This window comes from Flavobacterium sp. KY-23415 (genome assembly GCF_055384985.1).
Genome location: NZ_AP044001.1, coordinates 3,821,120 through 3,841,999, shown reverse-complemented (window position 1 = coordinate 3,841,999; position 20,880 = coordinate 3,821,120). Strand labels below are relative to the sequence as shown.

Below are 20,880 nucleotides of genomic sequence, written 5' to 3'. Positions count from 1 at the left end.
GTTTTTTAAGTATTATAATCGGGTAATTCTCTTAAAAACGAATATTTTTCATTTTCAAAATCCATTACACAAAAGTAATGATTTAGTCCATTTGTAACCATTAAATATGACGCATTTAATACTAAATTATATTGAGCAATTTGATCAAATGTTTTTTGAGAAATTGTCACTTCTGGAGCTTTACATTCAATAAGTAAAAAAATTGCACCTTTGGTATCAAAAACAACAATATCATATCTTTTATTAATCCCATTCACTTTAACCAATTTTTCAACATTAATGAATGACTTAGGGTATTTTTTTTCATTAATTAAAAAATAAACAACATGCTGTCGAACCCATTCTTCTGGGGTTAACACTACGAATTTTTTTCTAATTTCATCGAAGATGTGGGGTTTATTTTCACTATTTTTGAACCGAAAAGGATAGGAAGGGAAATTGAGTTGTTGCATAATGCAAATTTAACGAAATATTACAAACTGTCAAGTAATTTAAGAAGAGAGCATATTAACTATGGATGAAGTTATATCTATAATAAAAGAGATTAAAGCCGGAGTTTTTAAACCTATTTATTTTTTTATGGGTGAGGAACCGTATTATATTGATAAACTAACCGAATACATTGAAGATAATGTTTTAAGCGAAGATGAAAAAGGTTTTAATCAAGTGGTATTATATGGTAGAGATACAACAATAGAAGACATTGTTTCTAATGCCAAACGCTATCCAATGATGGCTGAAAGACAGGTTGTTATTGTGAAAGAAGCACAAGAACTATCACGAACTATAGACAAACTTGAAGCCTATGCCGAAAATCCGCAACCAACAACAGTTTTAGTTTTTGCATATAAATATAAAACTTTAGATAAAAGAAAAAAAGTAACCAAAACATTAGGTAAAACGGGTGTAGTTTTTGAAAGTAAAAAACTATATGAAAACCAAGTAGGTGATTGGATAAAAAGAATACTTACTAATCAAAAATATGGAATAGAACCAAAAGCAGCAGCTATGCTAGTTGAATTTTTAGGAACCGATTTGTCTAAAATTAGTAATGAATTGGATAAATTAAAAATTATTTTACCTAAAGGTCATACTATTACTGCGAAAGATATTGAAGAGAATATCGGAATAAGTAAAGATTATAATAATTTTGAGTTGAGAAAAGCTATTGGCGAAAAAAATCAGTTAAAAGCCTATCAGATAATTAATTATTTTGCTCAAAATCCAAAAGACAACCCAATTGTAGTGACTACAGGTCTTGTTTTTGGCTTTTTCTCACAACTATTACAGTATCATGGATTAAAAGATAAATCAAAAGCTAATGTAGCGAAGGTTTTAAAAGTTAATCCTTATTTTGTTTCAGATTATGACGTTGCAATACGAAATTATCCAATGAGAAAAGTGAGTAGTATTGTAGCCTTATTGAGAGATATTGATGTTAAAAGTAAGGGGGTTGGTTCTGCTGTTTCTCAACATGATTTATTAAAAGAAATGATGATTGGAATATTTAGTTAAAAAAGCTATCTTAAATTAAATTAGAAATTGAATTTTAAGTATATTTTCAATTTCGTATCTTTGCAGACTGAATTTTCAGTACTCAAATCTAAAAAACACATATATTATGGGAATGAATAAAAATACTGTATTAGCTTGGGCAACATTCATAATGATTATAATGGGACTATTAATTATTGGATTAGGAATCTATAGATATGATGATGTTGCTGGATGGGGATTTGGTGCGGTTGGAATTGGTTTTTTTGCTATTGCTTGGGTATTTAATGCCTTGAAAGGTAGAGTATAATTTTTTAAAAAATATTTATTTTAAAGTCGGTTCTTTGGAACTGACTTTTTTTATTATAGAATGTTTTGAAATGGGTTTTTATTATATATTTTGTTAAATATTAAGTATTTATATTTTTTTTGAGGTAATAAATATTGGAATTGGATACATGATAATAGATCGATCTTAATGGTGTATCCCGAAAAACCAATTAAACAATAGAGTAGGGTAAAACAAATAAATAAAAAAATGAAAAAAGTATCTACATTTTTAATTTTATTCCTATTTGCTCAGCAAATAAGTTTTTCTCAATGTCAAAACGGAAATTGTGTCACAGCAAATATGGATTTTGCTCCAAATTCTGCATTTCAAAACAATACAGATTGGCAATCATCGCATGGTTCCCCTTCTGTAGGTCCAGGAAGTGCTTGGATGTGGTCTGCGAATGGTTTAGGTGAAGGAATTAATTATCATTCATACAATTTTGTAGCGGGAAGACAATATTGCATAACGCTTGTAGCCAATACAGTGGTTAGAGGTGGTGGTTTAGCAGATCCTAGTGCTCATTTTAGAATTTTTGCAACTCCAACAGATGTAATTGGTACAGTAACTACAGGTGGTGGTGCTTCACTTCCTGCGTTGCCATCTCCAAATCAGCCTATTGCTAATGAAAATTGGAATGCAACAAGTCCACCAAGTACCAATTCTTATACATATACTTTCACGGCCACTAACAATTTTAATAACATATGGATTTATCCATTTTCTGCTACAATGCCAGTTATAGAATTGACACTTAATAGATTAATCATTTGTGATATTACACCTGAGCCTTGTGATATAAAATTTAAAATTGGATTGAATGAGCAAGCATCTGGTAATACAGCTATAACTGTTCAGTCAGACCCAATTCCTGCTGGTGGTGTTATTACAATGAATATCATAAAAAATGGAACAAGTGTCTATAACGGATTGCCTGTAAGCTATATTGCTACACCAGCAAATTATACAATTTGTATGACATTGACTTTGAAAAGCGGTGTGAAATGTACAAAATGTTTCGACTTCTGTATTGGTAAATGGTATATGAAGAATAACATCTTACAAAGCGAAGAAAATGATGTTATTTCAACAAAATCAAGAATATTAGATTATGCCCCTTTCCCAGAAGAATTAAAAGAAAAGAATATTGAAGCTTTTTTAGAAAATGATGGTGTGCAATTATATCCTAATCCTACGAATGGAATTTTTACTATTGAATATAACAATAATAATGATGTTATAGACTATATTGTTATTGATGATATTAGAAGTGGTAAACAATTGAAAAAAATATATCCCCAATCTAATACTTTTGAAATAGATTTGTCAAAAGAACAAAATGGGGTTTACATTGTAAAAATTAAATTTAAAGATGGAAAAACTATCAGTAAAAAAGTAATCCTTGATAAATAAATTTTTGTTTAATTAATAGAACAAATTATTTTGTAAAAGAGCATTATTATATTAATTCATTTTTAGGCATCTAATAAAAAATTAGATGCCTTCTTTACTTTAAATTAACCCTAATCAGACTTTGATTTTTTTAAATATTAGGATTATATTTGCAAGCAAAATATGTGTTTTCAGGAGTTTTATTTAAAAAAAACTTAGTAAGCATGAAAATGAATCAAAATCTAAAACTAACTTTAAATAAGTAAAATAACATGTCAGACGATAAGAAAGTAATCTTTTCAATGTCTAAAGTAAATAAGATTTACTCTAGTACAAACAAACAAGTACTTAAGGATATATATTTAAGTTTCTTTTATGGAGCGAAAATAGGTATTCTTGGTTTAAACGGTTCGGGTAAATCATCATTATTAAAAATTATTGCTGGTCTAGATAAAAATTTTCAAGGTGATTTAGTATTTGCACCAGGTTATACAGTTGGTTATTTGGAGCAAGAACCTCAATTAGATGAAACTAAAACAGTAATTGAAATTGTTAGAGAAGGAGCCGCTGAAATATATGCATTATTAGAGGAGTTTAATAAAATTAATGATAGTTTTGGACTTCCAGAGGTTTATGAAGATGCAGATAAAATGCAAAAGCTGATGGATCGTCAGGCAGAATTACAAGATAAAATTGATGCAGCAGGAGCTTGGGAAATTGATAATAAACTAGAAGTTGCTATGGATGCTCTCCGTACTCCAGATGCAGACACACCAATTAATGTTCTTTCTGGTGGAGAGAGAAGAAGAGTAGCTTTGTGTAGATTATTATTGCAACAGCCAGATGTGCTTTTATTAGATGAGCCAACCAACCACCTTGATGCCGAATCAGTATTATGGTTAGAACAACATTTACAGCAATATGCTGGAACAGTAATTGCTGTAACGCACGATAGATATTTCCTTGATAATGTTGCTGGATGGATTTTAGAACTAGATAGAGGAGAGGGTATTCCTTGGAAAGGAAATTATTCTTCTTGGTTAGATCAAAAATCGAAGCGTATGGAACAAGAAGAAAAAGTAGCTTCTAAAAGAAGAAAAACCTTAGAAAGAGAGTTAGATTGGGTTCGTCAAGGAGCAAAAGGACGTCAAACGAAACAAAAAGCACGTCTCCAAAACTATGATAAACTTTTAAATGAAGATCAAAAAGTTTTAGAAGAAAAATTAGAAATATACATTCCAAATGGTCCACGTTTAGGAACTAATGTTATTGAAGCGAAAAATGTTGCTAAAGCCTTTGGAGATAAATTATTATATGACAATTTAAACTTTACATTGCCTCAAGCGGGAATAGTTGGAATTATTGGACCTAACGGTGCAGGTAAATCAACCATTTTTAGAATGATTATGGGAGAAGAAACACCAGATGGCGGTGAATTTTCAATTGGAGATACTGTAAAGATTGCATATGTAGATCAATCTCATGCTGATATAAACCCAGAGAAAAGTATTTATGAGAATTTCTGCGATGGTCAAGAGCTAATGATGATGGGAGGAAGACAAGTAAATTCTCGTGCCTATTTATCACGTTTTAACTTTGGAGGTAGTGATCAAAACAAAAAAGTAGCAACACTATCTGGTGGAGAACGTAACAGGCTTCATTTAGCAATGACCTTGAAAGAAGAAGGAAACGTGCTACTTCTAGATGAGCCAACAAACGATTTGGATATTAATACGTTGAGAGCTCTTGAAGAAGGTTTAGAAAATTTTGCTGGTTGTGCAGTTATTATATCTCACGATAGATGGTTCCTTGATAGAGTATGTACTCATATTCTTGCTTTTGAAGGTGATTCTCAAGTATATTATTTTGAAGGTAGTTTCTCTGAATATGAAGAAAACAAGAAAAAACGACTTGGTAAAGAAGTGACACCAACAAGAATTAAATATAAAAAATTGATTCGAAATTAATTTTTAATTACAAAAAAATACCATAACCTCATTTTTTTCTAAACTAGTTAAAAATGAGGTTATTTCATATTAAAAAGGATTAGTTATCTAATTATATAATTAATAATTTTAATATTATTCTGTTTTTAGTAGCCTAATTAGTATATTTATATAGAAAAAATAAACTATTGGATTAATTGTCCCCAAATAAAAGCTAACTAAATGATAAAAATCTTAAAAACTCTACTGCTATTTTACTGTTTAGTTTTTTCGATAAGGCTTCATTCTCAAGATAGTATAAAGTCAAAAAAGGAAATTAGAGTACTACTTTTAAAAGCTAGTAAATATCTTACTGAGTTTAAAACCGATCTTTCAATTGAAAATGCAAAAAAAGCACTTAGTCTTTCTCTAAAAAAGAAAGATAACGATGGAATTGCACAATCTTATAATTTTATTGGACTTAATCTTGTTGAACATAATGAATATGAAAAAGCTATAGAGTATTATAAAAAGAGTCTTAAATATGCTAACAAGACAGAAAATGATACTATTAAAAGTTGGGTTAATAATAATCTAGGAAATTTATATTCATATAATTTAAAAGATTATGAAAAAGGAATAAAACACTATCTAGTTTCTCTAGAATTTGCGAAAAAAATTAGTCTAATTGAACAAAATTATAATAAATTAAATATTATAAGTGCCTATTTTGACTTTAAAAAATTTAATCAAGGAGAAAAATTCTTGAAAGAAGTTGAAGTAAACTTAGATGTTCTTAAAGATGAACCAGAAGCAAATTTTCTTTTCTATTCGTTAAATGGAGATCTTTTTCAACATCAAAATAAAATGGAATTGGCAGAAGAAAACTATATAAAAGCCTTAAAAATAAGTAAATCAAAACCAAAGAATTTTTATTATTATAATCAAATAATGATTAACGATAAACTTTCTTCCTTTTATAACAAATTAGAAAACTATAAAAAAGCCTATAAATTTCTTTACATATCAGATTCGCTAAAACAAAATTACAGTAATCAGAATGATATTCGAAAAATTAAACTTTTAGGAGCTCAAATTGAATATGAAGAAATTGAAAGAGAATTAATAAAAATTGAGAATGAAAAGAAAAATCAAGAACAAGAATTAACAAATATTAAGTTTTTTATACTCCTTATTTTTTTAATTTTCTTAATTACCTTATTAGTCTTATATTCTCAATTTCGAATTAATAAAATTAGAGTAAAAGCGAATCAAGAATTGAAAATTGCAAACGAAGCTCTATTAATTGCTAAAGAAAATGCTGAAGAAACTTCTAAGTTGAAATCTCAATTTGTTTCAACTGTTAGTCATGAATTGAGAACACCACTATATGGCGTTATAGGGATGACCGAAATTATAGAGATTGAACACAAAGAATTAATAAATAGTCCACATTTAAAAGCACTTAAATTTTCAGCAAAATATTTGCTATCATTAGTAAATGACATCCTAAAAGTATATAGGTTTGAAGAGAATCAAGTTGTATTGGTTAACAATTTATTCAACTTAGAAGATAAATTAGAAGTAATTAAAGACTCTATGGAGAATCTTGCAATAAAGCATAATAACAAAATTAGCGTTAATGTAGATGATGAAATTCCAAAATTCATAATAGGAGATAGTATACGATTGTCTCAAATAATTATAAATTTAATGAGTAATTCTTTAAAATTTACTCGAAATGGAGAAATAGAACTATCAGCAAAACTAAATAAAATAATTAATAAACTTTTTTATATTGAGTTCAAAGTTAGAGATACTGGCATAGGAATTCCTGAAAAATTTCAAGATAAAGTTTTTGATAAGTTTGTTCAAATAAACAGAAAAGAAGATGATTATCAAGGAACAGGTTTAGGATTAACTATTGTGAAAAAACTAATTGAAATTTTTAAAGGAGAAATAAAATTAGAAAGTAAAGAAAATGAAGGCACAACCTTTACATTTACTATTCCTTTTGAAAGTGGAGAAGATAAGGTAACAGAGTTTGTTAATAATATAAAAGTTGATTTATCTGAATCAAGAACTTATAGAATTTTGATTGTTGAAGATAATAAAATAAATCAAATTGTTACAAAACGTTTATTAGAAAATTACAAATTTATATGTGAAATTGCTGATGATGGTTATATGGCGATTGAATTATTAGAAAAAAATAATTTCGATGCTATTTTAATGGATATAAATATGCCTAAAATCAATGGATTTGAAACAACAAAGCTAATTCGTCAAAAAAAATATAATTTACCAATCATAGCAGTCACTGCTTTTGAAAAAGAAGAAGTTGAAGAAAAAGCAAAAAATGCTGGTATAGATGATATAATTTCGAAACCCTTTGATGCTAAACAATTATTTCAAATGATACACCAGCATGTTAGTTTTAAAAAATATTAATACCAACGTTTTTTATTTTTCTTAGAATTTTCTGATTTTCTACTATTTTTTTGAGTAGTATTCTTTTTTTTATTTCTTAAATCTGGCTTTTGGCCTTCCTTTTTCTCTTCATTACTAAAAACAAAAGGATGGTTTTCAATTACTTTAATCTTCATTCTAATTAACTTCTCAATATCTTTCCAATAGGTGATTTCGTCTTTACCACAAAAAGATATTGCTAACCCAGAATTACCTGCTCTACCAGTTCTCCCAATTCTATGAACGTAAGTTTCAGAAATATTTGGAATATCAAAGTTTATAACAAAAGGTAAGCTATCAATATCTATACCTCTTGCTGCAATATCAGTAGCTACTAATACTGGAATTTCTTGATTTTTGAAGCTCTCTAAAGCCCTTTGTCTAGCATTTTGAGATTTATCTCCATGAATTGCTCCAGCTTCTATACCTTTCTTTTTTAATGCTTTAACTATATTATCTGCTCCATGTTTTGTTCTTGTAAAAACTAAAACATTAGTGATCGCATCATTTTTAATTAAATGGTATAACAAATTTCTTTTTTCCGATTTTTCTACAAAATAGACCTTTTGTGCTACTTTTTCAGCTGTACTGGAAACAGGTGCAACGGTCACATATTTCGGTTTTTTTAAAAATGTGTCAGCCAATTCTCTAATTGCTATTGGCATTGTTGCAGAAAAAAGTAACGTTTGTCTGTTATCAGGAGTAAGCTTAATAATTTTTTTTACATCATTAATGAAACCCATATCTAACATTTGATCTGCTTCATCTAGAACTAATTGATGCATATAATTTAAATCAATAAAGCCTTGTTTGTATAAATCAAGTAACCTTCCTGGGGTAGCTACCAAAACATCTATACCTTTTTTAAGTATGTCAACTTGCGGTACTTGATTAACACCACCAAAAACGACTAATGTTTTAATATTTGTAAACTTAGCATAAGTATCAAAGTTTTCACCAATTTGGATAGCTAACTCTCTTGTTGGAGTAATTACTAAAGTTCTAATTTTTTTAGTTTTTTTTGCTGATCCAACTATTTGATGAATTAATTGAATTATTGGTATTGCAAAAGCGGCTGTTTTTCCTGTTCCAGTCTGCGCACATGCAACCAAATCTTTTTTTTGTAGTATTTCAGGAATTGCCTGTTCTTGAATAGGAGTAGGTTTTTCATATCCTAATTCTATTAGTGCTTCTTGAATATTATTTATTAATTTAAGATCTTTAAATGTCATTTTTTATATATTGAATTTTAATTTAGAGCGTTTTACTCTTCATAAAATCGGTTATTAAATAGGCTATTAATTTACCCGTCAGATGATTATTGTTAGTTTGATCTAGTTCTGGTGCTCCTTCGCAAATATGTAAATAGGCAGCATTTTTATGTTTTCCAAAAAAATGAACATATTCTCTAGCTTGATTAACACTAAAACCACTTAATGTCATCGCACTAGAATATACATTTGGTATAGCATCTAGGTCTAATTCAATTCCAAAAGGTTCTTGTTTAATAAATTGAAGTGCATTATCTAGCTCAATAGTAAACTTTTTTTGCTTTCGAACCTCTATTTCTTCGTAAGATACATATTTAATTCGGTTTTCTAATTCCTTTATTGTATTATAAACACTTTTAGAAATATAATTTTCATGCAAACCAAAAATGAAATACTTTTTTAAGAAGCCTTCTTCAAATGCATAGCTAAAACCATTTCCTGAATGCCTACCTTCTAAAATTCTAAAATCAGTATGTGCATCAAAATTTACAGCATTAACAGGTTTTCCCTTTGCCAATGCTAATCCTTTTATATTTCCATATGCATTATTATGTCCTCCGCCAATAATAATAGGAATTTTACCTGTTTTAATTATTTGATGGACTATATGTGATACTTCCTTGTCAATTTTTTCTACTAATTGAAAAAGCCTCTTTTTATCTTCTTTTAAATGAATTTTAAGATTTTTGGCTTCATTGATTTCATTCTCAACATTTAACTCACCAAGAATAATAAGGTTACTTCCTTTACAAAGTTTGTTATGCTGAATATTCACAAGACTTTTTAGCGCATTTTCATAGGCAGAAGCAGTTCCTGTTCTTCCATAATTTGCTTTAACACCAATGTCTTCTGGTATTCCAAACACAACAAATTCTGCGGGGCTATTAGCTAAAAATTCCCAACCATCTTGATGGGATGGAATGGTTATTATTTTTTCACCAAATTTGATTTCTCCACTTCGGTGATTAGTTATTTTAGCAAGATCTTTAACTGATAATAATCGAATGTTCTCCATTTTCTAAAAAATTCAAGGTCAAAAATACTATTTTAAAATAACTTTCGTTGTTACTATTGTTAAATACTTTAGAAATTGTACATTTGTTAAAAAGGATTAAAAACAATCAAACTAAACTTTATGGAAGAAAATAAAAATAACTCAGGTTTAAAAGCAGCAATCGTAGTGTTGGCTTTGTTGTTATTAGGTAGTGTAGGTTACATTTATAAACTAACTACAGATAATAAAGAACAATTAACATTACTTAATACTGAAAAAGCTTCATTGGAAGATGATATTAAGGCTAGAATTGCAGAATTAGAAATTATGTCTAGTGAAAATACCGCTTTAAAAAGCGAAATAGATGCTCAAAAGCAAGAAATGGAAACTCTTTTAGAAGAACTTGAAAAATCAAAAGGGGATGTAGCTGCAATGAACAGGTATAAAAGTGAATATTTCCGTTTGAAAAAAGTTATGGATAATCTTGTTGCTGAGAACAAATTGTTAAAAGAACAAAATGTTTCATTAACAACAAGCTTAGACAGCACTAATATCGCTTTAGATGAAAACAAAAGATTTACTGATACTTTATTAGTTCAGAATAATAATTTGACCAAAACTATTGAGAAAGCATCTAAGCTAGCTGTTTTAAATTTGAATGTTTTAGCATTGAAAGAGAGAAGTTCTGGAAAGCAAGTAGAAACAACAAAAGCTAGTAAAGCTGATAAATTAAAAATAAGCTTTTTAATTGCTGAGAATCAAATTGCAAAATCTGGAGATAGAAAATACTATGTTCAAATCATTGATAGTAAAAATAACATTTTAGGTGAAAAAGCTACAATCGCTATGGGAGAAAGCGGTCAAACTTTGACTTATAGTTTTATTACAACAGTTAAATACGAAAATAAGTCTGTTCAAGTTAATGAAGAACTAGCTGGCAAAGATTTTGAAGCAGGAACATATTTTGTAAATATTTTTAGCCCTAATGGAGAAAATGTTTCAAAGACAAGTTTCGTATTGAAATAAAAAAATATTTAACAAATGTATAATTTTCAAAGAGGTGCACTTTTCATAGTGCACCTCTTTGCATTATTAGAAATATGTAAACTATTAAAAATAAATTTAGCATATTTTATCCTTGTACACAGTTAATTTTACCCTTTAAAACTTTCTATTAAATCTTTTTTTAAAAATTACACTAAACATATAAAAAGCATTTATAAATAACTTTTTAATAATCTATTTTATAAACTTTAAATTATTAATATATTTGGCTCTCAATAAAGACAAACTAAAAATGAAATTATTAGAAGGAAAAGTAGTTATTATAACTGGAGCGAGCCGTGGAATCGGTAAAGGAATAGCAGAAGTATTTGCAAAAAACGGAGCTAATGTGGCTTTTACATATAGTTCATCTGCTGCCTCTGCATTGGAATTAGAAAATGAATTAAATGCTTTAGGAGTAAAATCTAAAGGTTATCAATCTAATGCCGCAAATTTTGATGAATCTCAAAAATTAGTAGAAGATGTACTTGCTGATTTTGGTACTGTTGATATTTTAATTAACAATGCTGGAGTTACAAAAGATAACTTATTGATGAGAATGAGTGAAGAAGATTATGATAAAGTTATTGAAATTAACTTGAAATCTGTTTTTAATATGACCAAAGCAGTTCAAAAAACAATGCTTAAAAATAGAAAGGGGTCAATTATAAACATGAGTAGTGTTGTAGGAGTAAAAGGAAACGCAGGTCAGGCAAATTATGCTGCTTCTAAAGCAGGAATGATTGGCTTTACAAAATCTATTGCATTAGAATTAGGCTCTCGTAATATTCGTTGCAATGCTATTGCACCTGGCTTTATTGAAACTGAAATGACAGCAAAATTAAATGAAGACGTAGTTAAAGGCTGGAGAGAATCTATTCCCTTAAAAAGAGGTGGATCACCAGAAGATGTTGCAAATGTTTGTGTGTTTTTAGCATCAGATATGAGTGCTTATGTTACTGGACAAGTAATTAATGTTGATGGTGGAATGTTAACATAATTGTAATTTATCTTAAAATCTAGTTTACAGTTTCTAAAAAACTGGCTCAAATATATACTTTATGACAACAAGCACTATTTTACTTCTAATTTTATCAGTATTTATAGCTGCTGGTTTATCATTTTTTCAATATTATTATAAAGCTAAAAATAGATCAAAATTAAATCTATTTTTAGCTTTTATCCGTTTTCTAACGCTTTTTGGTGTTTTATTATTGCTAATTAATCCAATTTTTACCCGTAAGACATTAGAAATTAAAAAAACACCATTACCAATTGTAATCGATAATTCTCAATCTATTAAAGAGTTAAATAAAACAAATTTGCCGAATGATTTTTATACTAAAATTAGCACTAATAAAGACCTAAAAGAAAAATTTGATATACAATTATATAGTTTTGATGATGATTTAAAAACCTTAAAAAAAATCGATTTTTCAGGGAAGCAAACACATATAGATAATGTAGCAAAAAACCTTAAACAGATCTATAGAAATGAAAATTATCCTATTATTCTATTTACAGATGGTAATCAAACAAAAGGAAATGATTATATCTATAGCTTTCAAGAAAATACAGTACTTTATCCAATTGTATTAGGTGATACAGCAACAGTATATGATTTAAAAGTTAATCAAATAAATGTTAATAAATATGCTTTTTTAAAAAATAAGTTCCCTGTTGAAGTTTTTCTTCAATATAATGGAGATAAAGCAATAACATCAACTTTTTCTATACAAAATGGTAATCAAGTAGTTCATAAACAAACGATTTCATTTTCATCTAAAGAAAAAGTAAAATCGGTTCAATTACTATTAGATGCTTCAAATATTGGAATTCAAAAATACAAGGCCAATATTATATCTTCAAATCCAGAAAAAAATAAGGTAAACAATACCAAAAACTTTGCTGTAGAAATTATTGATCAAAGAACTGAAATTGCATTAATTTCAGATATTAATCATCCCGATTTAGGTGCATTAAAAAGAAGCATAGAAGTTAATGAGCAACGTAAAGTAGATATAGTTAAACCTTTAGAAATAAATGATTTAAAAAAATATAATTTTTTAATTTTATATCAACCAAATTCATCTTTTAAAAATGTTTTTAACCTGAACCAAACAACAAAATTAAATACATTTATAATTACAGGTACAAATACAGATTTTCTTTTTTTAAATAAAAATCAATCCGATTTTAGTTTTAGAATGTCTGGACAGAAAGAAAATTATTTTGCAAAGTATAATCAAAATTATAATTTGTTTTCTCAAGAAAATATTGGCTTTGATAATTTTTCACCATTAGAAAATTCATTTGGAACAATTACAACCAAAGTTACTACGACAAATCTTTTAGAAGCAACCATTCGAAACATTGCAACAGGAAATCCATTAATGAGTTTTACTGAAACAGATAAACAAAGAAAAACATATCTATTTGGTGAAAATATTTGGAAATGGAGAATGGAAACCTATCTTAAGAAAAAATCTTTTGATGATTTTGATTTGTTTATGGATAAAGTTGTTCAATTCTTAGCATCAAATTCTTCAAAAAAAACATTAACTGTTGATTTTGAAAGTTTTTATAATTCTGGAGAAACTATTGAAATAACTGCTCAATATTTCAATAAAAATTATGAATTAGATGAAAATGCGCAATTAACAATACAATTAACAAATTCTGAAACAAAAAAAACAAAATCATATAACTTTTTAAAATCAAATCTAGATTATAAAGTCCAATTTGATGATTTAGATAAAGGAAATTATACGTTCACAGTTAAAGAAAAAGAATCTAAAACATCTTTTTCTGGGAATTTTGAAATTTTAGAATTCGATTTTGAGAAACAATTTGTTAACCCTGATAAAACGAGACTTGAACAACTGGCTACAAACACATCTGGTAAGGTTTATTATTTAGATCAATTAGAAACACTAATAAATTCATTAAATAATAGTACAAAATACCTTCCAATTCAAAAAGAAGTAATAAAAAAAACACCTTTAATTGATTGGAAATGGTTACTCATTTTAATATGTTTCTTACTAGCAATAGAATGGTTTACAAGAAAATATAACGGAATGTTATAGGTCTCTTTTTTAATTTTTTTTATTGATATTCTTTTAAAACTAACGATAATTAAATAAGCATTGTTTTCTTAAGTTTTACTTAATTTAGAATAGGATTGTAAAAATCACTTCAAAAAATCTTTAATTTGTATTAAATTTAATTGTAAAAAGTTGGCTATTAATAGTAAGCTTATTACAAACAAATCAGATATTTAATACATTGTTATAATATGTAACAATAAATTTTAATCCTATGAAAAAGATTTTTAACCTTTTGTTTATTTCCTTTACGACTATAGTTTTTTCACAAAATTGGAAATACAATTTTGAGGCAGCAAAAAAAGAAGCTGAAACAGAAAATAAAAATATTGTCATGGTATTTTCTGGATCCGATTGGTGTGCTCCATGCATTCGTTTAGAAAAAAACATTTGGCAATCTGAAACTTTTATTAAAGAGGCAAATGAAAATTGGATTTTAGTAAAAGTAAATTTTCCGAGAAAAAAGGCCAATCAATTATCCGATGAACAAACAAAACATAATAGAGAGTTAGCTGAAAGATATAATAGAGAAGGAAGTTTCCCTTTAGTTATACTTTTAGACCCTAAAGGAACTGTTTTAGGTAAGATTGGATTCAAAAATGTATCTCCAGAAGAATATATTAAAATGATTTATGCTTTAAAATAATGATCAAACAAACATCTTATTTTCTAATTAGTTTAATAACAACAATTTCTCTTGCACAAGTTGTACACAAAAAAAAAGCATCTTTATTAGGAAGTCCTTTTGAAATAACTGTGGTTGCCAAAGATACTATTCAAGGTAATGAATTTTGTGATATGGCGATAAACGAAGTAAAAAGAATAGAAAATTTAATTTCGGATTGGATTCCTACTTCTCAAATATCGAAAGTAAATCAAAATGCAGGCATTATGCCAATCAGAGTAGATGAAGAAGTGTTCAATTTGATAGAACGAGCTGTAAAAGTTTCTAAATTAACCAATGGAGCATTTGATATTAGTTATGCTTCTATGGATAAAATTTGGAAATTCGATGGGACAATGAAAGAAATGCCTACAGAAGAAGCTATTAAAAAATCAGTTAAAAGAGTAGGTTATCAAAAAATTATACTGAATGACGAACTAAAAACAATTTTCCTAAAGGAAGAAGGAATGAAATTGGGATTAGGAGGTATAGGTCAAGGTTATATTGCAGATAGAATAAAAGAATTACTCAAAAGTAAAGGTTGTATTGCTGGAATAGTAAATGTTTCTGGAGATATTAATACATGGGGGAGTCAAATAGATGGAAAACCTTGGACAGTAGCTATAGTTAATCCTTTAAACAAAAATAAAGTATTTGCTACATTTCCGCTTATTGATAGTGCCGTAGAGACCTCAGGAAATTATGAAAAGTATGTTACTTTCAACGGCAAACGATATTCACATATTATAGATCCAAGAACCGGATACCCATCTACTGGAATTATTAGTGTATCAGTTTTCGCAAAACAAACTGAAATAGCAGATGCAATTGCAACTGGAATTTTTGTTTTGGGAGTAGAAATAGGAATAGACTTAATTAATCAAATAAATGGAATTGAATGTATTATAATCGATGATGAAGGAACAATTCATCATTCAAAAAACATAGACCTTAAATCAGTATAAAATGAGAAAAATAATTTTAATGATAGCAATCCTTTCTTTAGGATATTCATGTAATAGTGTCAAAGAATATGACAAACAATATATTAATGATCCCGATATGAAACTAACTGCTAAATCATCTGAAAGATTTGAAACCAATTTTCAAGTATATCGTGAGGCAGCAGCAGGTGCAAATGGTGGGAAAACTGGTGGTGGTTGTGGCTGCAATTAACTTTTAAGAGGTCAATAATGAAAAAAATAGCAATAACATTATTATTTTTATCGTGTTTATTTTCTTTAGCACAAGAAAAAGACACTACGAATATAGCATATAAAAAACGAGTATTAGAAGATATAGAAGTCGATTTTTTAGCGAGTTATTATAAACAAGATGGTATTCATTCTGCTGTTTCTGGAGGAAAAGGAATGGAAGATTTAACAGATATTACTCCAACGATCGTTGTTGCAGTACCTTTAAATGATGATGCTGTATTAACCATTGATGCTGGAATTTCTGCGTATTCTTCTGCTTCATCGGGAAATATCAATCCTTTCGATAGTAATACACCTAGTCCTTGGCAAGCTTCTTCTGGTGCTTCAGCTTCAGATGCTTTAACAAGTTTAGTTGCAAATTATAGTCATAGTTCTGATGATCGAAATACTGTTTGGAATGCACACTTATCTGGTTCAGTAGAGTATGATTATTCATCTATCGGCTTTGGTGGAGGAATTACTAAATTATTTAATGATAAAAACTCTGAAATTAATTTATCTGCAAACGTATATTTAGACACTTGGAGTCCAATTTATCCTAAAGAATTGCAAGATTTTGCTTCTTATGGTAATACTACAAATGGTGGTATATTTAATAATTTCACCATCACTGGAAACACTACTTATAATCCAAATAAGTTTTCTTTTCATGAGAATAAAAACAGAAATTCATATGCCGTTTCTTTAAGTTTTTCTCAAGTAGCAACTAAAAAAATGCAATTTTCTTTATTTTTAGATATATTGCAACAACAAGGATTATTGTCAACTCCTTATCAAAGAATTTATTTTGCAGACGTTGCTGATTCTTTCATTAATGAATTTCAGTTAGCAGATGATATTGAACGCTTACCAGATAGTCGTTTTAAAGTACCTGTAGGTGCGCGATTGAATTATTATGTCAATGAACGCCTAGTGATTCGTTCTTATTACCGTTATTATTGGGATAATTGGGATATTTCTTCTCATACAATGAATATTGAATTACCCATTAAGCTGACTGATAAGTTTACTGTTTTTCCAATGTATCGCTATTATACTCAACAGCAATCTAAATATTTTGCTTCACACGAACAACATATTTCAACTGAAAAATACTACACTTCTGATTATGATTTATCTACTTTTAATGCCAATCAATATGGTTTTGGTGTTGGATACACCGATATTTTTATGGATAGAAAAATTTGGAAATTCGGATTAAAAAACATCGATTTTAGATATAATCATTATAAGAGAAGTGATGGACTATTTGCTAATATTGTATCTTTTGGAATCAAATTTGTTCAACAATAACTATTAAAATGCATATTTTAATCATAGAAGATGAAATAGGGATTATTAATTTCCTTAAACAAGGTTTAGAGGAAGAAGGTTACATGATTTCTTATGCAACAAATGGAGAAGAAGGTCTAGAAAAAGCATTGAATGCCTCAATAGATTTAATTCTTTTAGATTGGATGATGCCAAAAATGACTGGATTAGCTGTTTGCAAAGCTATACGATTAAAAAATGAAACCATTCCAATATTATTTTTAACTGCAAAAGACACTGTTCAAGAAACTATTGAAGGTCTCAAAGCGGGTGCTAATGATTATATAAAAAAACCATTTAGTTTTGAGGAACTTTTAGAACGAATTAAGATACATTTTAGATTAAAAAATGAAACTACAATTCTTACATTAGGAGATATAAAGTTAAATCTTAGCACTTATCAGGTATTCATTGATCAAAATGAAATTATATTAACACAAAGAGAATTTGAACTTTTACAATATTTAATTAAGAATAAAGGTACTGTTTGCACAAGAAATAAAATTATTGAAGAAGTATGGGACATTCATTTTGATTATGATACAGGTGTGATTGATGTCTTTATCAATGCTATTCGAAAGAAATTGAACCTAACGAAAGACCAAGAATTAATAAAAACCATTAGAGGAGTAGGCTATATAGCAAATGACTAAATTTTTCTCATTTTCATTCAAAAATAGAATTGCATTTAATTACATTATTAGTAGTTCAATTCTCATTGCTCTTGTTTTTGTATGCATTCATTTTATTGTTAAATTAAGTGTCAACGAACATATTAATGCAGGCATTCAAGAAGAATTAAACAAACATTTAGATGATGTTACAACAGATGAGAATGATACCTATCTAATTCAGGTAGATCAATGGAGAGCTAGAGAACATAATTCAATCAAAGTAAACCCCGTTTTTGTAGAATTCTATGATGACAATAAGCAATTGATTGACAAATCTCCAAATCTTAATGATTCTAACTTAGAATTGTTTCCAAACAGTTATAACAATCAATTTGTAAATGCAACGTTAAATGATGTACCACTTCGACAAATTCAAACGACAATTATAAATAAAGGGAAAATTGTTGGTTATGTTGTGGTTGCCATGTCTTTAGAAGATTTTGAAATAGTAGCTATCTTAACAAATACTTTACTTATTTCATTCCCAATTATTTTAATTATATTATTTCTTATTGCTCGCTTTTTTGCTGGAAAAAGTATAAAACCTGTACAAACAATAATAGAAACTTCCAGTCAGATTACTAAAGATAATTTAACAACAAGAATTCCATTACCAAATAATAAAGATGAACTTTTTCATCTTTCAGACAATATTAATAATCTTCTAGACAGAATAGAAAATGCTATAGAAAGAGAAAAACAGTTCACTTCCGATGCATCACACGAATTACGAACACCTTTGGCTGTTATGAAAGGAACTATGGAAGTTTTAATTAGAAAGCCAAGAACACAAGATGAATATCAAACTAAAATAAATTTTTGTATAGCCGAAGTAGATCGATTAAATCATCTGGTTGACCAATTATTACTTTTAGCTCGTTTTGAAAATCAAAAACAAAATTTAAAAGAAGAACATGTTTATTTAAACAGTTTAATTTTAGATGTTTTAGCTCGTTTTTCATTGCAAATTAAAGAGAAGCAAATAGAAATAAAAACACAGTTTAAAGGTAATTTTTATATCAATTCCGACAACTATTCTCTAGAAATAATAATGAGTAATTTAATTTCTAATGCCATTAAATATTCATCTAACGAATCAAAAATTCAAATTGTTTTGGAAAGTGAAAATAATAAAATAAATTGCGTAATAAAAGATAACGGAATCGGAATAAATGAATTAGATTTAGATAAAATTTATAATTCTTTCTATAGAAGTAACACACACGAACATCCTGAAATTAAAGGCACAGGAATTGGTCTTTCTATTGTGAAACGATTATGTGATTTATTAAAAATAACGATCTCAATACAAAGCAAAAAAAATATTGGAACAACAATACAACTAACTTTTAAAAAATAAATATGAACAAAGCACATTTACACATGGTTTTTAACCATTTTCCGATTATTGGCTTATTCTTTGGAATCGGAATTTTAGTTTATGGAATAGCTAAAAAAGAAACAATAATGGTCAATACTGCCTATATCATTTTCATCATTTGTATGATAATGGGAAAAGCGACAATGATGACAGGAGAAGGAGCTGAAGAAATAGTAGAAGAATTAGGAATTTCACATTCTATCATTCATGAACATGAAGAAATTGCAGAAGGTTTTATGAAAGTACTTTATGGCTTAGGCATATTTTCAATCATAGGGCTAATTTTAAGCAAAAGGAAACATAATAAAGCAAATTTTATTTCATATTTAGTGCTTCTACTAGCTCTTTTTGCTGCTTTTTTGTCTAAAGAAGTAGGAACTTCAGGTGGTGAAATTCGTCATACAGAAATTAGAGAAAACACTAGTAATAATAGTACTTATGAAGATATTGGAGAAAGTAGTAAACAGAGTAAATTGCATTAAACAAAATATAAATTTTCTAAAACACTTGTTTTTAACAAATTAATGTCATTATATTTGCACTGTTATTAAAACACAAAGAAAAAATGTTTACAAATCAATTACATCATCATCATCATTTAAACCAAGCTCAAGCTAGGCAATGATGATTTTGTAATACACCAAAATAATTATGAACCCGTTTGAGTATATCAAACGGGTTTTTTCTTACTTAGAAATTGCAATTGGTATACTCAAACATATTTAAACAACCAATGAGTATCTTAAAAATTGCAATTCAAAAATCGGGAAGACTTTACGAAGAAAGTATCCAATTATTAAAAGATTCTGGTATTTCTATTTACAATGGAAACGACCAATTGAAAGTAACCGCGTCTAATTTTCCACTAGAAGTTTATTTTCTTAGAAATTCAGATATTCCACAATATCTTATTGACGGAGTAGTAGATGTAGCTATTGTAGGCGATAATTTGCTTTACGAAAAAGGAAAAAATATTACAGTTGCTGAGCGTTTAGGCTTTTCAAAATGTAAAGTTTCTGTAGCAGTTCCAAAAGCATTTAATTTCACATCACTTCAAGACTTAAACGGATTAAGAATTGCAACTTCCTATCCTAACACTGTTAATAACTACTTCGGTTCAAAGGGAATTGAAGTCGATATTCACCAAATATCTGGTTCCGTAGAAATTGCTCCAAACATAGGGCTATCAGATGCTATTGTGGATATTGTTTCTAGTGGAAGTACTTTATTTAAAAATGGTTTAAAAGAAGTAGAAGTAATCTTAAAAAGTGAAGCAGTCCTTGGTGTTTCTCCAGAAATTTCAGATGAAGCCAAAGTGTTGTTGAATAAGCTTCAATTTAGAATTCAGGCCGTTTTGCGTTCCAGAAAATCAAAATATATACTAATGAACGTACCAAATAATAAGATTGATGAGATTAGTGCCATTTTACCTGTATTAAAAAGTCCAACAGTGATGCCGTTAAGTGAAGAAGGATGGAGTAGTGTTCACTCTGTAATTGAAGAAGATACTTTTTGGGAAGTTATCGATCAATTGAAAGAAGCAGGAGCAGAAGGAATTCTAGTTTGTCCAATTGAAAAAATGGTTTTATAGAAGAGAGGAAAGAAG

General features: G+C 28.2%; 19 protein-coding genes. 16 read left to right on the top strand and 3 right to left on the bottom strand.

What is annotated here, in order from left to right; translation table 11 throughout:
- Positions 1-5: 5 nt before the first annotated feature.
- Complete coding sequence (locus ACZ49Z_RS16820) at positions 6-452, bottom strand: type I restriction enzyme HsdR N-terminal domain-containing protein (protein WP_464305464.1); 447 nt, start codon at positions 450-452, stop codon at positions 6-8.
- 61 nt (positions 453-513) lie between these two features.
- Between ACZ49Z_RS16820 and holA the strand changes: the two genes are divergently transcribed.
- The 5 genes from holA to ACZ49Z_RS16795 all read left to right on the top strand — a co-directional run bounded on the left by holA (position 514) and on the right by ACZ49Z_RS16795 (position 7,593).
- Positions 514-1,515 (top strand): DNA polymerase III subunit delta, encoded by a 1,002-nt coding sequence (gene holA, locus ACZ49Z_RS16815; RefSeq protein WP_464305463.1) that lies wholly within the window; start codon positions 514-516, stop codon positions 1,513-1,515.
- Between the two features lie 106 nt (positions 1,516-1,621).
- The gene (locus ACZ49Z_RS16810) at positions 1,622-1,804 is read left to right on the top strand and encodes a CAL67264 family membrane protein (protein ID WP_464305462.1); all 183 of its coding nucleotides are present in this window, start codon (positions 1,622-1,624) and stop codon (positions 1,802-1,804) included.
- 228 nt (positions 1,805-2,032) lie between these two features.
- On the top strand, positions 2,033-3,238 hold the full coding sequence (locus ACZ49Z_RS16805; protein ID WP_464305461.1) for a T9SS type A sorting domain-containing protein: 1,206 nt from the start codon (positions 2,033-2,035) through the stop codon (positions 3,236-3,238).
- A gap of 251 nt (positions 3,239-3,489) precedes the next feature.
- Positions 3,490-5,184, top strand: a complete 1,695-nt coding sequence (gene ettA, locus ACZ49Z_RS16800; RefSeq protein ID WP_464305460.1) for an energy-dependent translational throttle protein EttA — start codon at positions 3,490-3,492, stop codon at positions 5,182-5,184.
- Positions 5,185-5,385: 201 nt separating this feature from the next.
- The gene (locus ACZ49Z_RS16795; RefSeq protein WP_464305459.1) at positions 5,386-7,593 is read left to right on the top strand and encodes a tetratricopeptide repeat-containing hybrid sensor histidine kinase/response regulator; all 2,208 of its coding nucleotides are present in this window, start codon (positions 5,386-5,388) and stop codon (positions 7,591-7,593) included.
- On the opposite strand, the gene ACZ49Z_RS16790 is transcribed toward ACZ49Z_RS16795, so the two are convergent.
- Positions 7,590-8,843, bottom strand: coding sequence for a DEAD/DEAH box helicase (locus ACZ49Z_RS16790; RefSeq protein ID WP_464305458.1), 1,254 nt, complete (start codon positions 8,841-8,843; stop codon positions 7,590-7,592). The two genes, ACZ49Z_RS16795 and ACZ49Z_RS16790, sit on opposite strands and share 4 nt — an antisense overlap.
- A gap of 22 nt (positions 8,844-8,865) precedes the next feature.
- Positions 8,866-9,897 (bottom strand): formimidoylglutamase, encoded by a 1,032-nt coding sequence (locus ACZ49Z_RS16785; protein ID WP_464305457.1) that lies wholly within the window; start codon positions 9,895-9,897, stop codon positions 8,866-8,868.
- A 120-nt stretch (positions 9,898-10,017) separates the two neighbouring features.
- On the opposite strand from ACZ49Z_RS16785, the gene ACZ49Z_RS16780 reads away from it, so the two are divergent.
- From ACZ49Z_RS16780 to hisG, 11 genes are all read left to right on the top strand, one after another.
- A complete protein-coding gene (locus ACZ49Z_RS16780; RefSeq protein WP_464305456.1) occupies positions 10,018-10,902 on the top strand; it encodes a hypothetical protein in 885 nt (294 codons plus the stop codon).
- 271 nt (positions 10,903-11,173) lie between these two features.
- Complete coding sequence (gene fabG / locus ACZ49Z_RS16775; RefSeq protein WP_464305455.1) at positions 11,174-11,920, top strand: 3-oxoacyl-[acyl-carrier-protein] reductase; 747 nt, start codon at positions 11,174-11,176, stop codon at positions 11,918-11,920.
- A gap of 61 nt (positions 11,921-11,981) precedes the next feature.
- Positions 11,982-14,009 (top strand): hypothetical protein, encoded by a 2,028-nt coding sequence (locus ACZ49Z_RS16770; protein WP_464305454.1) that lies wholly within the window; start codon positions 11,982-11,984, stop codon positions 14,007-14,009.
- Between the two features lie 232 nt (positions 14,010-14,241).
- Positions 14,242-14,673, top strand: a complete 432-nt coding sequence (locus tag ACZ49Z_RS16765; protein ID WP_464305453.1) for a thioredoxin family protein — start codon at positions 14,242-14,244, stop codon at positions 14,671-14,673.
- Entirely contained in the window at positions 14,673-15,656 is a 984-nt protein-coding gene (locus ACZ49Z_RS16760) for an FAD:protein FMN transferase (RefSeq protein ID WP_464305452.1), read from the top strand. Before ACZ49Z_RS16765 ends, ACZ49Z_RS16760 begins: the two co-directional genes overlap by 1 nt.
- 1 nt (position 15,657) lies before the next feature.
- Positions 15,658-15,867: a DUF4266 domain-containing protein gene (locus ACZ49Z_RS16755; protein WP_464305451.1), complete on the top strand. Its 210-nt coding sequence runs from the start codon at positions 15,658-15,660 to the stop codon at positions 15,865-15,867.
- A 17-nt stretch (positions 15,868-15,884) separates the two neighbouring features.
- Complete coding sequence (locus ACZ49Z_RS16750; RefSeq protein WP_464305450.1) at positions 15,885-17,201, top strand: DUF3570 domain-containing protein; 1,317 nt, start codon at positions 15,885-15,887, stop codon at positions 17,199-17,201.
- 8 nt (positions 17,202-17,209) lie between these two features.
- Positions 17,210-17,872: a response regulator transcription factor gene (locus ACZ49Z_RS16745; protein WP_464305449.1), complete on the top strand. Its 663-nt coding sequence runs from the start codon at positions 17,210-17,212 to the stop codon at positions 17,870-17,872.
- Positions 17,865-19,253: an ATP-binding protein gene (locus ACZ49Z_RS16740; protein WP_464305448.1), complete on the top strand. Its 1,389-nt coding sequence runs from the start codon at positions 17,865-17,867 to the stop codon at positions 19,251-19,253. Before ACZ49Z_RS16745 ends, ACZ49Z_RS16740 begins: the two co-directional genes overlap by 8 nt.
- Positions 19,254-19,255: 2 nt before the next feature.
- The gene (locus ACZ49Z_RS16735) at positions 19,256-19,756 is read left to right on the top strand and encodes a hypothetical protein (protein ID WP_464305447.1); all 501 of its coding nucleotides are present in this window, start codon (positions 19,256-19,258) and stop codon (positions 19,754-19,756) included.
- A 251-nt stretch (positions 19,757-20,007) separates the two neighbouring features.
- On the top strand, positions 20,008-20,865 hold the full coding sequence (gene hisG, locus ACZ49Z_RS16730) for an ATP phosphoribosyltransferase (protein WP_464305446.1): 858 nt from the start codon (positions 20,008-20,010) through the stop codon (positions 20,863-20,865).
- Positions 20,866-20,880: the final 15 nt, after the last annotated feature.

Coding starts and splice junctions, on each gene's coding strand:
- holA (WP_464305463.1), top strand. CDS start 514: ATGGATGAAGTTATATCTATAATAAAAGAGATTAAAGCCGGAGTTTTT.
- ACZ49Z_RS16770 (WP_464305454.1), top strand. CDS start 11,982: ATGACAACAAGCACTATTTTACTTCTAATTTTATCAGTATTTATAGCT.
- ACZ49Z_RS16765 (WP_464305453.1), top strand. CDS start 14,242: ATGAAAAAGATTTTTAACCTTTTGTTTATTTCCTTTACGACTATAGTT.
- ACZ49Z_RS16755 (WP_464305451.1), top strand. CDS start 15,658: ATGAGAAAAATAATTTTAATGATAGCAATCCTTTCTTTAGGATATTCA.
- ACZ49Z_RS16740 (WP_464305448.1), top strand. CDS start 17,865: ATGACTAAATTTTTCTCATTTTCATTCAAAAATAGAATTGCATTTAAT.
- ACZ49Z_RS16785 (WP_464305457.1), bottom strand. CDS start 9,897: ATGGAGAACATTCGATTATTATCAGTTAAAGATCTTGCTAAAATAACT.
- ACZ49Z_RS16745 (WP_464305449.1), top strand. CDS start 17,210: ATGCATATTTTAATCATAGAAGATGAAATAGGGATTATTAATTTCCTT.
- ACZ49Z_RS16790 (WP_464305458.1), bottom strand. CDS start 8,843: ATGACATTTAAAGATCTTAAATTAATAAATAATATTCAAGAAGCACTA.
- hisG (WP_464305446.1), top strand. CDS start 20,008: ATGAGTATCTTAAAAATTGCAATTCAAAAATCGGGAAGACTTTACGAA.
- ACZ49Z_RS16760 (WP_464305452.1), top strand. CDS start 14,673: ATGATCAAACAAACATCTTATTTTCTAATTAGTTTAATAACAACAATT.
- ACZ49Z_RS16780 (WP_464305456.1), top strand. CDS start 10,018: ATGGAAGAAAATAAAAATAACTCAGGTTTAAAAGCAGCAATCGTAGTG.
- ACZ49Z_RS16795 (WP_464305459.1), top strand. CDS start 5,386: ATGATAAAAATCTTAAAAACTCTACTGCTATTTTACTGTTTAGTTTTT.
- ACZ49Z_RS16735 (WP_464305447.1), top strand. CDS start 19,256: ATGAACAAAGCACATTTACACATGGTTTTTAACCATTTTCCGATTATT.
- ACZ49Z_RS16750 (WP_464305450.1), top strand. CDS start 15,885: ATGAAAAAAATAGCAATAACATTATTATTTTTATCGTGTTTATTTTCT.
- ACZ49Z_RS16805 (WP_464305461.1), top strand. CDS start 2,033: ATGAAAAAAGTATCTACATTTTTAATTTTATTCCTATTTGCTCAGCAA.
- ACZ49Z_RS16810 (WP_464305462.1), top strand. CDS start 1,622: ATGGGAATGAATAAAAATACTGTATTAGCTTGGGCAACATTCATAATG.
- ACZ49Z_RS16820 (WP_464305464.1), bottom strand. CDS start 452: ATGCAACAACTCAATTTCCCTTCCTATCCTTTTCGGTTCAAAAATAGT.
- fabG (WP_464305455.1), top strand. CDS start 11,174: ATGAAATTATTAGAAGGAAAAGTAGTTATTATAACTGGAGCGAGCCGT.
- ettA (WP_464305460.1), top strand. CDS start 3,490: ATGTCAGACGATAAGAAAGTAATCTTTTCAATGTCTAAAGTAAATAAG.